Below are 14,148 nucleotides of genomic sequence, written 5' to 3'. Positions count from 1 at the left end.
GGAATAAAATGAATAAAATAGTTACACTCTCAATTATTGCAACAACTTTTGTATTAGGAGCAAATATTCCAAATGCTGGAGATATTTATAGACAAGTTGAAAAACCAAAGTTTGAAGAAGAAACAAAGGCTTTACCAGAAGTAAAATCTGATTATAAAGCACCTTTAGTAGCAACTGATAGTTTTACAACTTTGGTAAAAGATTTTACATTTAGTGGAAATAGTGCTATTTCAAGTGAAGTTTTAGCAAAACTTATAGAGCCATATAAAAATCAAGAGTTAGGTTTAAACAAACTAAAAGAGATAACTTCTGTTATCACAAAATATTATAGAGATAGTGGATATTTTGTGGCAAAAGCATATTTGCCAGAGCAAAAGATAAAAGATGGTATTGTGCAAATAGCTATTATAGAAGGAACTTATGGAAATTCTACTATAAAAAATAGCTCTTTGGTAAATGATGACAAAATCAAAGGTTATATGGATTATTTGAAAAATGGTCAAACAGTTTCATCAAGCTCTTTAGAAAGACAGATGTTACTTATAAATGATTTAAGTGGAGTTATCATCACTAGTGCAGAGGTTCAACCAGGAAGTGCTGTTGGAACTAGTGATTTTATTATCATGACTGAACCTACAAATAGACTTGGTGGCTATGCAGTTGCAGATAATTATGGAAGTAGATACACAGGACAATATAGACTTAGTGCAGGAGTTGATGTAAATAGTATAACTGGAAGTGGAGATAAACTAAGTGTTGCAGGGATTCTTTCAAATACAGCAAATTTAAAAAATGGCTATGTTGGATATGAAAGAGCTTTGGGATACTCTGGATTTATAGGAAATATTAGTTATTCAAAAACAAAATATAAGTTAGACCATATTTCAAACTATGATGCTTTTGGTTTGGTTGATAATGTTGTAGCAAGTTTACTCTATCCTATTGAGAAAACAAGAACTCTATCACAAAATATAGCACTTGATTATAGCTTTAGAAAATTAAGTGATTCTAGTGGTTTAAGTGGCAATACAACTAAAAATAACAAAAGTCTAAATTCTATAACTTTAAGATATGATGAAAAAAGAGGAACAAACTTTTTCTCAAAAAGTGGAAGACTATATACAAATGTTGGTTTAACTCTTGGTAGAGTAAGCCTTGATAATGACCAAGCAAAAATAGATGATGAGTTGATAAATACACAAGGAAATTATGCAAAATTAAATTTAGATATTATTCATAATCAACTAATAACTCAAAATCTATCTTTGAAAACTGCTCTTAGAACTCAAAAAAGTTTTGGTAAAAACTTAGATTCTAGTGAGGATTTAAGTGTTGGTGGAGCAAGTGGAGTTAGAGCTTATGAAGATAGTGAATTAAGTGGAGATCAAGGGTATGTACTTAGTTTAGATTTGATTTATGCACTTCCTAGTTCTATTTCATATAACCACCATACTTCAATTTTTATAGACAATGCAAGAGTTTGGAAAAATGAAGATAGATTTAATGATGAAAAAAATGATAGAACTATAAATGATGTTGGTATTGGATATGATTTAAACTACAAAAACTTTAGTTTTAGAACTACTTATGCTTATGGTTTTGGTAAAGACTCAACTCCACAAACTGAAGCAGAATTCTCTACAAATAAAAGTAAAATCTTAGCACAAGCATTTTATAGATTTTAACCTACATAAAAAACTAGAATTTATATTCTAGTTTTTTGCTTAACATAAAATTAACACCTCTTTGTAATACTTTTATAATTTAGAAAAAGGGAATACAAGAATATGAAAGTGGGAAAAATTACTCTGTTATCATTTGTAGTTGCTACTATTTTAAGTGCAGATGAGACTATAGCTTTAGAGAGTGTAAATATTGTTGAAAAATCAAATTCAAGACTTGTAAAAGATATTAGTAATGAAGAGTTAAAAAGTGCAGATTTAGCAGAAGCTTTGATGAAAAACTCTCCAAATATGTCAATTGTAAGAAGAAATGGTATAGCAAATGATATTATTTTAAGAGGGCAAAAAAAAGATAATATAAATATTTTAATTGATAATGCAAAAATTTATGGAGCCTGTCCAAATAGAATGGATCCACCAACTTCACATATGGTTACAAATAATATACAAAGTGTAAAAATCATAGAAGGTCCTTATGATGTAGAGAATTTTGGAACATTAAGTGGTCTTGTAAAAGTTGAAACTATTGAACCAAAAGAGGGATTTAATGGTGAAATAAATCTAAATGCAGGAAGTTTTGGATATAAAAAAGCTAGTACAACAATTAGTGGTGGAAATGATTTTGTTAAAGCTTTGATAACAGCTTCAACTGAAAAAGGTGAACAATATAAAGATGGAAATGGTGATAACTTTTTAGAACAACAGATAAAAAAAGGAGTTCCATATAATAATCAACTTAATAATGGAAATTTAGATGCTTTTGAAAAAAAGAGTATTTTATCAAAACTTCAATTTAACCTTACAGATGACCAAGATTTAAAACTTTCATATACAGCAAATAGAAGTGATGCTATTTTATATCCAGCAGGTTCAATGGATGCCAATTATGATGATAGTGATATTTATACTTTAGGATATACAATAAGAGATTTAGGAAGCTTATCAAAACAGCTTGATTTAGACTATTATTACTCAAAAGTGGATCATCCTATGAGTACAAATTTAAGAAATAGAAAAATGTTACCAACTTCTAATATGCCAATGCCTGTAATGGTAAGTAGATTGAAAACTTCAATTTGGGGAACAAAGCTTAAAAATAGTCTTGATATAAAAGATTATTTAGTAACATTTGGACTTGATACAAGTGTAAGAAATTGGAGAGCAGTTGATACTTCAAATCCAAGTATTCCTTCAACTGATACAACAAATAAAGCAATATTTACAAAAGTTGCTAAATCTTTTGGAGATTTGGAGTTAGAATTTGGTTCAAGATATGATTATACTACGGTTGATACAACAAAAACTTCAATTGAAGATAAAAAATATGTAGGATTTAATGCAAATATTTTTGCTACTTATAGTATAGATAAAGATATGAAATATTTTGCAGGTATTGGAAAATCTTCAAGAGTTCCAGATGCTAGAGAACTTTATCATTTAACTGCTGGAAATAAGAATTTAGAACAGACACAAAATTATGAGATTGATTTAGGATTTGATAAAACTATTGAGAATTTTAATATAAAACCAAAAGTATTTTATTCAAAATTAGAAAACTATATTTATAATAGTGGAAGTTTTGAAAATATTGATGCAAAAATTTATGGTTTTGATATTAGTGGATATTACTACTTTACTGATAATTTCTCTTTTGATTATGGAGTTGCTTACCAAAGAGGGAAAAAAGATGGAGATTATCAAGATAAAGATTTAGCTGAAGTTCCACCTTTAAAAGCAAATTTATCTTTAAATTATGAATATGCAAAATCTAAATTTAAAGCTGAGGTTATTGCAGTTGATAGATGGAATAGTTTTGATAAAAGTGCTAAAGAGCAAGAAATTGCTGGTTATGCTCTTACAAATTTGAAATATACTCAAGAGATATTTAAACATTTTGAAATTACTTTAGGTGTAGATAATATCTTTGATAAAGTTTATAATTCAACAAATACATATCAAGATATTAGTTATGTTACAGTTAATTCAGAAAGAGTTCTGTTTAATGACCCAGGTCGATATGGATATCTAAATCTAAAATATAGTTTTTAAAATAAGCTCTTTTACTTTCCTTATATTTAGAAATCATAACATTAAATTATAGGGAGAGTTTTTTATTCCTTCTTTCTTAAAATTGCTTAAGTATCCTGATTTATTTTTAGATAATAATTTTTAAATAATAATAGAGAATGGTTTTATAATGGGAAGATAAGATAAGATAAGATAAGATAATAATCTTAAAATAATTATAATAAAGAAGGAATAATAATACTATGTTTTTTAAAAAAGAGGAAGAAGAAAAAGGACGTTTAAATGCAATAGAGCAAAATTTTGCAATTATCTCATTTGAACCAAATGGTAAAATATTACATGCAAATAATAATTTCTTAAATACATTAGGTTATAAATTAGCTGAAATTGTTGGTAATCATCACAAAATATTTTGTGATAAAACATATATAAATACAAAAGCTTATAGTGATTTTTGGAATGGTTTATCTAAAGGAATATCTCAAATAAATGAATTTGAACGATTTAGAAAAGATGGTAGTTCGGTTTGGATTCAAGCCTCATACACTCCTGTAAAAAATAGACAAGGAAAAGTAGTAAGAGTTGTAAAATTTGCACAAGATATTACTAGTGCAAAAAAAGTAATAAATTCAGTTAAAAAATCAATTGATTTAGCAAAGCAGGGGTATTTTGAGCAAACTATAAATGAATCAACTCAAAATGAAGGAATTGAAGAACTTAAAAATGGTATTAATGAACTATTTAGAATAATATCTTCTAAAGTTGATGGAGATATAAATAAAATATTAGAGGCATTAACATCTTTTCAAAAGTTAAATTTTATTCATAGAATAAGTGGAGATAATTTAGGAGAAGTATCTAAGGGATTAAATAGTCTTGCAAATGTTATAAATGGAATATTAATAGAGAATAAATCAAATGGAATGACCTTAGATAGTAGTTCAAGAGAACTATTATCAAATGTTCATAAATTAAATTTAAGTTCAAATGAAGCAGCATCTTCTTTAGAAGAGACAGCCGCTGTATTGGAACAAATTACTTCAAATATTAGAAATAATACTTCGAATATTGCAAAAATGTCAAATCTTTCAAGTAATATTACTAAATCTGTATATCAAGGTGAAATTTTAGCAAATCAAACAACAACAGCAATGGATGAGATAAATGCACAAGTAACAACTATTAATGAAGCAATAGGAGTAATAGACCAAATAGCATTTCAAACAAATATATTATCTCTTAATGCAGCAGTAGAAGCAGCAACAGCAGGAGAGGCAGGTAAAGGGTTTGCAGTTGTAGCACAAGAAGTAAGGAATTTGGCAAGCAGAAGTGCCCAAGCAGCAAAAGAGATAAAAAATATAGTAGAGAATGCAACACAAAAAGCGAATGAAGGTAAACAAATAGCAACAAATATGATAAATGGTTATGTTGATTTAAGTAAGAATATAGAAGAGAGTATAACTTTAATACAAGATATAGAGATGTCAAGTAAAGAGCAACTTTTAGGAATTGAACAGATAAATGATACTGTAAATCAGCTAGACCAACAAACCCAACAAAATGCGATGATAGCTAGTAAAACAAATGATATTGCAAAAATAACAGATGAAATAGCAAGATTAATTGTAGAAGATGCAAATACAAAAGAGTTTATAGGTAAAAATGAGGTAAAGGCTAAAAATATTGAATAATCAAAAATAAAAATAGTTCAAAGCTAAATTTAAATATTGCCCCAATTTATATAAAATTCTTCATATTACTTTATGATTTTTAATAGTAGTAAAAACTAAACAGTTTTAATTAAATTATATTCATTTATTATATTAAATTATAAGAAAATAAATATAGTTTAAGTTTTATTTTTAAGCCCAAAAAAACCTCTCTAATAAAAAATAATTATATAAATACCATATTAATAGACAATAATTAATAAAATAATTAAATGGAATTGGTTTTATAATAGAAAGATAAGATAAGATAAGATAATCATATTTTATTAAAAAAAAAGGGGTAGCGTAAATGAGAATTTCTCAAAAGTTATATTTGAGTTTTGGTTTAATGATTTTATTAATCATAATATTAACAGTTATTGGCGTTAATAGAGTTTCTATTATTGATAATACTTTACAAAAAGAAGTAGAGCTTACTTCAAATAAACAAAGGTATGCTATTAATTTTAGAGGTAGTGTTCATGATAGAGCAATCTCTATAAGAGATGTTGTTTTATCTGAGAGTAAAGATTCTACTTTATTTAAGAAATCTATTGAAGATATTAAAAAATTAGCTGAGTTTTATAGTTTATCAGCTAAATCTATGGAGGAAATTTTTTCTAATAAAAATAATTTTAATGAACAAGAGTTAGTTATTCTTAATAAAATCAAAAGTGTAGAAAGTAAGACTGTACCATTGGTTGAGGAGATTATAAAACTCAAATTAGCACAAGATGACTCTAGTGCTTTAAGTTTACTATTAAATGAGGCAAGTCCTTCTTTTACAAATTGGTTAAAAGTAATTAATGAATTTATTGATTATCAAGAACATAAAAATCTTACTTTCTTTTCTGAAATAAGAGAAGTTGCAAGTGGATTCTCTTATATAATGATTGTTTTTTTAGTAATAGCTATAATTTTAGCATCTGCAATAGCTTATTTTGTATCAAAACAAATAATAGATTTGGTAAATAAGATACAAATTGGTTTACAAAGTTTCTTTAAATTCTTAAATAAAGAGACATCTACAATTACTTTGTTAGATATAAATTCTAATGAAGAGTTTGGACAGATGGCTAAAATAGTCAATGAGAATATTTTAAAAACACAAAAAGGAATAGAAGAAGATAAATCAATTATAGATGAAACAATACAGGTTTTAAGTGAATTTGAAAAAGGTGCTATGCAAAAAAGAATTACTTTAAATGTATCAAATCCAGCTTTAATGCAATTAAAATCAGTTTTAAATAATATGGGAGATGTTTTAGAACAAAATATAAATAATATTCTAAATATTCTTGAATTATATGCCCAATATGATTATAGAAAAAGTGTAAATTCAAATGGTTTAAAAGAGCATCTTTTAAGATTAGCTAATAGTGTAAATCAATTAGGAAACTCTGTAACAAATATGCTTATTGAAAATAAATCAAATGGATTAACACTAGAGAATAGTTCAAATATTCTTTTAAGTAATGTTAATAAATTAAACTTAAGTTCAAACGAAGCAGCAACTTCTTTAGAAGAGACAGCAGCAGCATTAGAAGAGATAACATCAAATATAAGAAATAATACAGAAAGTATTGCACAAATGGCAAAGTTATCAAATGGAGTAACAAAATCTGTAAACTATGGTGAAGAGTTAGCAAATCAAACAACTATTGCAATGGATGAGATAAATGTTCAAGTAAATTTAGTAAATGAAGCAATAGGAGTTATTGATAATATCGCTTTTCAAACAAATATTTTATCACTTAATGCAGCAGTAGAAGCAGCAACAGCAGGAGAAGCTGGAAAAGGGTTTGCAGTTGTTGCTCAAGAAGTAAGAAATCTAGCTTCACGAAGTGCAGAAGCAGCAAAAGAGATTAAAATAATAGTAGAACAAGCAACTATAAAAGCAAATGAAGGTAAAAATATTGCTTCAACAATGATAGAAGGGTATAAAGAGCTAAATTCAAATATTTCACAAACTATAAATTTAATCTCAGATATACAAAATGCTTCAAAAGAGCAATTAGTGGGTATAGAGCAGATAAATGATGCAGTAAATCAACTAGACCAACAAACTCAACAAAATGCTAGTATAGCAACTCAATCTGAAGATATTGCATTAAGTACAGATAATATTGCAAAAATAATAGTAAAAGATGCAAATGAAAAAGAGTTTATAGGTAAAAATGATGTAAAAGCTAAAAATAGTGAGCAATCAAAGAAATTAATTCAATCTCAAATAAAAAAGCCTATAACAAAAAATAGTTCTAACAATGATGAGTGGGAAAGCTTTTAAGCTTTTCTATTTAAATTATAAACTCTTTAAACTAATTTGATAAAAAATAATTAAATATATATCGTAATAATAGATAAAAATTATAAAAATAATAAAATAGAATTGGTTTTATAATAGAAAGATAAGATAAGATAAGATAATCACCTTATAAAATAAAAGGTGGTAAAAGTATGTTTAAGAACATATCAATAAAGTATAAGTTGTTAATGTTATTGGGAGTTCCTTTATTAACAGCTTTGGTTTTATTAGGATTAAATATTAACTCTTTAGTTAGTGAATACTCTTCATTAAAAGTTTCTAAAATTGATGAGGTAAAACTTATTAGTAACTTAATTCATGAACTCCAAGTAGAAAGAGGTTTATCTGCTGGGTATATTGCTTCAAATGGGAAAAACAATAAAGAGACATTAAATAATCAAAGAAAGAAATTAGATGAGGTTTTTGAAAAATTAGTACAATATCAAAAAGAGATAAATATTAATATAGCAAGTAATCTGCTATCTACTATAAATGAGAAAAGAGATTCTATAGATAAATTATCTTTGACTGCACTACAAAGTACTACTTATTATTCAAATTCAATTTTTAGTTTTTTTGAATATTATAGAAATCTTTTATTTAAAATAGAAGATTTTGATATAAAGAATCAGTTATTAGCTCACTATTGGCTTATTTTTGGAAAAGAGAATTTAGGGCAATTAAGAGCAAATCTAAATACAACATTTATATTAAATGAGTTTAAAGATGATAGTTTTGCAAAAGTTGGTGCAAATAAAACTATTTCTGAGACAGCATTTAAGAATTTTGAAATAGATGCAGATAAAAAAATTGTAGATTATTTTAAAGAAAAATATCAAGGAAGTGATGTTTTAGCTGTGAAAAATATGATAGATATTGCATTTGTAAAAAATAAAGAGGGAAATTTTGATATCTCTTCTTCTGAGTGGTTTACAAAAATGACAAATGTTATTAACATTTTAAAAGATATTGAAACTTTTAGTATTAATTTCATAGATAAGAATATTAATGAAAAAATCAATACTATTGAAAAAAATATATTAATATATTTAGTATCCATTTTGATTGTTTTTATATTAATTCTTGTATTGATGATAAAAATATCTTCTTACATAATAAATAGCCTAAATAGGTTTAAAGAGGGATTGTTAAACTTTTTCGGATATTTAAATAGAGAGCAAGATAATGTAAGAACTCTAGATGATAGTGGGAAAGATGAGTTTGCACAGATGTCAAAAGTAGTAAATGAGAATATAATAAAAACACAAAAAGCAATAGAAGAAGATAGAAGATTAATAGATGAGACAATAACAGTTTTAAGTGAATTTGAACAAGGTGATTTGTGTCAAAGACTAAATTTGAGTGTTAATAATCCAGCACTAATGGAATTAAAATCAGTTTTAAATAAGATGGCAGATAATTTAGAGAATAATATAGATAATGTATTAAAAATATTAGAACAATATAGTAACTATAACTATTTAAATAAGATAGATCAAAAAGGTTTAAAAGAGCATCTATTAAAACTAGCAAGAGGAGTAAATCATTTAGGAGACTCAATAACATCAATGCTAGTAGAGAATAAATCAAATGGGATGACATTAGATAGTAGCTCAAAAATACTTTTAGAGAATGTAGATAAATTAAATTTAAGTTCAAACGAAGCAGCATCAAGTTTAGAAGAGACAGCAGCAGCATTAGAAGAGATAACAAGTAATATAAGAAATAATACAGAGAGTATAGCAAAGATGGCATCATACTCAAAAAGTGTTACAACATCAGCAACAAATGGAGAGAGATTAGCGAATCAAACAAATGTATCAATGGATGAGATAAATGCACAAGTAACAGCAATAAATGAAGCAATAGGAGTAATAGACCAAATAGCATTCCAAACAAATATATTAAGCTTAAATGCAGCAGTAGAAGCAGCAACAGCAGGAGAGGCAGGAAAAGGGTTCGCAGTTGTTGCTCAAGAAGTAAGGAATCTGGCAAGTAGAAGTGCAGAAGCAGCAAGAGAGATAAAAAATATAGTAGAGAATGCTACACAAAAGGCAAACGAAGGGAAAGAGATAGCAAATAGTATGATAGAAGGGTATAAAGAGTTAAATTTAAATATCTCACAAACAATGGATTTAATATCAGATATACAAAATGCATCAAAAGAGCAATTAATGGGGATAGAGCAGATAAATGATGCAGTAAATCAGCTAGACCAACAAACACAACAAAACGCTATGATAGCTTCACAAACTCATGATATTGCAATAGTAACAGATAGTATTTCAAAATTAGTAGTAAGTAATGCAAATGCAAAAGAGTTTATAGGTAAGAATGAAGTAAAAGCTAAAAATATAGTAAATAAAACTCAAGGAAAAGAAGATAAACCAATAATAAGTAGTAAAAAAGTATCAACTTCTCAATCTTCAAAACCAATAGTTATGAATAATAGTGATGATCAGTGGGAGAGCTTTTAAGCTTCCCCTCTCTTTTTCTATTTAACTTATAAACTCTTCAAACCAATTTAATAAAAAATAATTAAATATATATTGTAAAAATGGATATAAATTATAAAAATAATAAAATAGAATTGGTTTTATAATAGAAAGATAAGATAAGATAAGATAATCACCTTATAAAAATTAAATATAGGGAAGATATATGGGAAATATTAGTATAAAGAGTAAGTTATTATTAATGTTATTAATAATAGGGGGATTTGAATGTTAAATAATTTAACAATAAAGAAGAAGTTAATTTTTTCTTTTTCTATAATAATTATATTAATTCTTGGATTTGTTCTTTTTGCAACAAAATCTATAAATGAAACGAGTGATGGTTTTTCTGAATATAGAAGAATAGCAAAAAATGCGAAGACTATAGCAAATATTGATATCTCTTTATTAAAAATGAATAGTACTATTTTAGAGTATATAAAATCTCATCAAAAAAGTAGTATAGATGAGTTTAATAAGGAGTTTGTAGAAATAAAAGCTCTTGTAAATTTAGGAATTGAGAATTTAAAAAATCCTACAATAAAAGCTCAAATGCAAGATGTAGATAAATCTTTAGATAATTATAAAAACTCTTTTTCTAAAGTTATAAATTATATGCAAACAAGAGATAATATTTTAAATGAGAATTTATACAAAAACGGTAAAAAAGTAGAGCAAATTTTATCTTCAGTTGTAGTAAAAGAGTCTGAAAGTAGAAATTATGAAAGTAGTTTTGAAGTTTCAAAACTACTAAATGATGTTTTGATTATGCAAATTTATGTTTTAAAATTTATGGAAACAAATAGTAATGATGACTTTGAAGTGGTTAAAAAAAATATTTCATTAATAACAAATGAACTTAAAATTATTAAATCTATTTTTGGGCAAAGAAATGCAACAGAGATAAAAGAGTTTGAAACTACTTTAAAAAACTATGAAGATGGTGTTATTCAACTTTATGAAGCAGTTAATGCAAGAAATAGTGTAATTAAAGATGAGTTAAATGTATTAACAAAAAAGATTCAAGACTTAGGACACGAGATTTTAGTTTCTCAAGGTAAAATCCAAGATGATATTGGTTCAAATGTTGATGGTTTAAATAGCTTTATAAAAGTTGTAATATTAATTGTAGGTTTGATAATACTAATTGTAGGTGTTATAGTATCAATAGCTATTTCAAGAAATATTTCAAATTTACTAAAAACTTTTGAAGATGGATTATTAGGGTTTTTTGCTTACTTAAATAGAGATAAATTAACAGTAGATTTAATAAAAATAAATGGTAACTGTGAATTTGGACAAATGAGTAAGATTGTAAATGAGAATATCTTAAAAACACAAAAAGGTGTAGAAGAAGATAGAAGATTAATAGATGAGACAATAGCAGTATTAGGGGAGTTTGAACAAGGAGATTTATGCCAAAGATTAAATACTCAAGTATCAAATCCAGCATTAATGCAATTAAAAAATGTATTAAATAATATGGGAGAGAATCTTGAATCAAATATAAATAATATATTAAATATATTAGAACAGTATGCAAGTTATAATTATTTAAATAAGATAGACCAAAAAGGGTTAAAAGAGCATCTATTAAAACTAGCAAATGGAGTAAATCATTTAGGAGACTCAATAACATCAATGTTAGTAGAGAATAAATCAAATGGATTAACATTAGAGAATAGTTCAAGAATACTTTTAGAGAATGTAGATAAATTGAATATAAGTTCAAATGAGGCAGCAGCAAGTTTAGAAGAGACAGCAGCAGCATTAGAAGAGATAACAAGTAATATAAGAAATAATACACAAAGTATAGCAAAGATGTCTAACTTGTCAAATAATGTAACAAAATCAGTAAAAGAGGGAGAAGAGTTAGCAAATCAAACAACAACAGCAATGGAAGAGATAAATACTCAGGTAAATTTAGTAAATGAAGCAATAGGAGTTATTGATAATATAGCATTCCAAACAAATATTCTCTCACTAAATGCAGCAGTAGAAGCAGCAACAGCAGGAGAGGCAGGAAAAGGGTTCGCTGTAGTAGCACAAGAAGTAAGAAACTTAGCAAGTAGAAGTGCAGAAGCAGCAAAAGAGATAAAAAATATAGTAGAGAATGCAACACAAAAAGCGAATGAAGGTAAAAATATAGCTTCAAATATGATAAAAGGGTATGGAGAGTTAAATTTAAATATATCACAAACAGTAACATTGATTTCAGATATAGAGATGGCAAGTAAAGAGCAATTGATGGGGATAGAGCAGATAAATGATGCAGTAAATCAACTAGACCAACAAACTCAACAAAATGCTATGGTAGCAACTCAATCTCATGATATTGCATTAAGTACAGATAAAATAGCAAAATTAGTAGTAAGTAATGCAAATGCAAAAGAGTTTATAGGTAAAAATGAAGTAAAAGCTAAAAATATAGTAAATCAAACTCAAGGAAGAGAAGATAAAGTAACAATAAATAGTAAAAAAGTATCAACTTTACAATCTTCAAAACCAATAGTTATGAAAAATAATAGTGATGAGTGGGAGAGCTTTTAAGCTCTCTTTTATAATTAATCAAAATCCATAGTAGTTTGAGTTTGCCCATTACTTCCAAATTCACTGTCTATTTCTAAAGCAATTTTCTTAAAATCTATTCCATTTATCTCTTTTAAGCCTTTTAAAATCTCTTTTTTCCCACTTATTAGCTCTTTTGATTTTATTCCATGAGAGATAGATAAAGAGGCTTCAACAAAAGCAGAGAGCTTATCACACTGTTTTAGAGCTTTTCCATCAATACCTTCGTATTTATCAAGGTTATATTTACTTATATCTTCAACCTCTTCAATCTTTCCATCAATTTTGATTTTATTTGCAAACTCCTCTTTTATCCCATTGTAAATTCCCAAGATATAAGAGAACTCTTCTTGGATATTTTCAGGGATATTTGGCAAAATATCATCTTCTATTTTTGCAACTTCATACTCTGCAATAATATCTGAAAGCTCATCTACACTATATTTAACTGGACTTATAATATCTCTTGTTAGAGCTTCTGGTAAATCATGAAATAGGGCTGTGAAGAAGTTATTTTGTAATCTTTTATCACAAGCTTTTACATTTAAACTATAAAAATATGAGAAAATAGCAACAGTTAGCATATGCCCTAGAACTGATGTTTCTGGAATTCTTGGAGTTTGAGCCCATCTTTTTTGAAATCTTAATCTTCCACTTAAATCAACTATCTTAGCAAGTTTTTTATTCATTGCTATTTTTCGAACTCCTATTAACTCATAATAGTCTTCAAGTTCAGCTTCAACTGCTTTTTTTACATCTTCAATATCACTTAAAAATTGACTTGTTTGATATACAATAGAAAATTCCCATCTAGTAGATAAATATGAAGCAGCTTTTAGTATAAATCTCTCTTTTTTATACATATTTGAATCATTTAAAAACTCTTCAAATTTTTGTAAAAAGTTTCCATTATCAATATCCTCAAGTGAAGTTTTAAGTTTTCCTACAACCCAAGAGTTTATCTCTCTTGATTTTTTTTGTAAAGCTTTTCTAAAAACATCAGGTCTTATATCTGTAACAACAACTCTTCTTAAAAATTCAAAGATACCAGCTTCTATTAGGTGAGTAAAATTTATATCATCTTCTAATTTTGCTATAAAGTAAGCAATTATAAATTTATGGGCTTGTTTATCAAGTTCAACAAGTTCAACCATTCGTGGATAGTCATTCCATCTTTGAATAGAAGCACTTGAAAATATATAGTCAATAATTTTTGGGTTAATCACTTATTCTTATCCTTATTTTTTTTGTTTTCATCAAAAAACATCATTTTTTTACCAAGTAACATAGCCCCAACAATTATTGTCATCATTAAATATACTTGCCAATCAGCCATATCTTCTCCTTATATTTGAAAATAA

General features: G+C 26.6%; 5 protein-coding genes and 4 pseudogenes. 8 read left to right on the top strand and 1 reads right to left on the bottom strand.

Going from position 1 to position 14,148, the window contains the following annotated elements; all coding sequences use genetic code 11:
* Positions 1-8 precede the first annotated feature (8 nt).
* The 8 genes and pseudogenes from AFAEC_RS07910 to AFAEC_RS12420 form a co-directional block, all read left to right on the top strand.
* Positions 9-1,685, top strand: coding sequence for a ShlB/FhaC/HecB family hemolysin secretion/activation protein (locus AFAEC_RS07910; RefSeq protein ID WP_051487463.1), 1,677 nt, complete (start codon positions 9-11; stop codon positions 1,683-1,685).
* A 102-nt stretch (positions 1,686-1,787) separates the two neighbouring features.
* Positions 1,788-3,731, top strand: coding sequence for a TonB-dependent receptor plug domain-containing protein (locus tag AFAEC_RS07905; protein WP_119173157.1), 1,944 nt, complete (start codon positions 1,788-1,790; stop codon positions 3,729-3,731).
* Positions 3,732-3,952: 221 nt separating this feature from the next.
* Complete coding sequence (locus AFAEC_RS07900; RefSeq protein ID WP_051487464.1) at positions 3,953-5,401, top strand: methyl-accepting chemotaxis protein; 1,449 nt, start codon at positions 3,953-3,955, stop codon at positions 5,399-5,401.
* Between the two features lie 328 nt (positions 5,402-5,729).
* Positions 5,730-6,236, top strand: a pseudogene (locus AFAEC_RS12495) (MCP four helix bundle domain-containing protein); the annotation flags it as partial.
* Between the two features lie 168 nt (positions 6,237-6,404).
* Positions 6,405-7,706 (top strand): annotated as a pseudogene (locus tag AFAEC_RS07895) (methyl-accepting chemotaxis protein); the annotation flags it as partial.
* Between the two features lie 170 nt (positions 7,707-7,876).
* Positions 7,877-10,201 (top strand): methyl-accepting chemotaxis protein, encoded by a 2,325-nt coding sequence (locus AFAEC_RS07890; protein WP_225442369.1) that lies wholly within the window; start codon positions 7,877-7,879, stop codon positions 10,199-10,201.
* Positions 10,202-10,447: 246 nt separating this feature from the next.
* Positions 10,448-10,840 (top strand): annotated as a pseudogene (locus tag AFAEC_RS12425) (MCP four helix bundle domain-containing protein); the annotation flags it as partial.
* A 978-nt stretch (positions 10,841-11,818) separates the two neighbouring features.
* Positions 11,819-12,769: pseudogene (locus tag AFAEC_RS12420) on the top strand (methyl-accepting chemotaxis protein); the annotation flags it as partial.
* A 14-nt stretch (positions 12,770-12,783) separates the two neighbouring features.
* Here the strand turns inward: AFAEC_RS12420 and AFAEC_RS07880 are convergent.
* Complete coding sequence (locus AFAEC_RS07880) at positions 12,784-14,013, bottom strand: HD domain-containing protein (RefSeq protein ID WP_026805293.1); 1,230 nt, start codon at positions 14,011-14,013, stop codon at positions 12,784-12,786.
* Positions 14,014-14,148 lie beyond the last annotated feature (135 nt).

The organism is Aliarcobacter faecis (genome assembly GCF_013201705.1).
Lineage (GTDB): Bacteria > Campylobacterota > Campylobacteria > Campylobacterales > Arcobacteraceae > Aliarcobacter > Aliarcobacter faecis.
The sequence above is the reverse complement of the archived record's forward strand: the minus strand, read 5'-3'. Positions and strand labels throughout refer to the sequence as shown.

What these genes read in the sequence shown, in the direction of transcription:
- AFAEC_RS07900 (WP_051487464.1), top strand. Translation starts at nt 3,953, where the DNA reads ATGTTTTTTAAAAAAGAGGAAGAAGAAAAAGGACGTTTAAATGCAATA.
- AFAEC_RS07890 (WP_225442369.1), top strand. Translation starts at nt 7,877, where the DNA reads ATGTTTAAGAACATATCAATAAAGTATAAGTTGTTAATGTTATTGGGA.
- AFAEC_RS07905 (WP_119173157.1), top strand. Translation starts at nt 1,788, where the DNA reads ATGAAAGTGGGAAAAATTACTCTGTTATCATTTGTAGTTGCTACTATT.
- AFAEC_RS07910 (WP_051487463.1), top strand. Translation starts at nt 9, where the DNA reads ATGAATAAAATAGTTACACTCTCAATTATTGCAACAACTTTTGTATTA.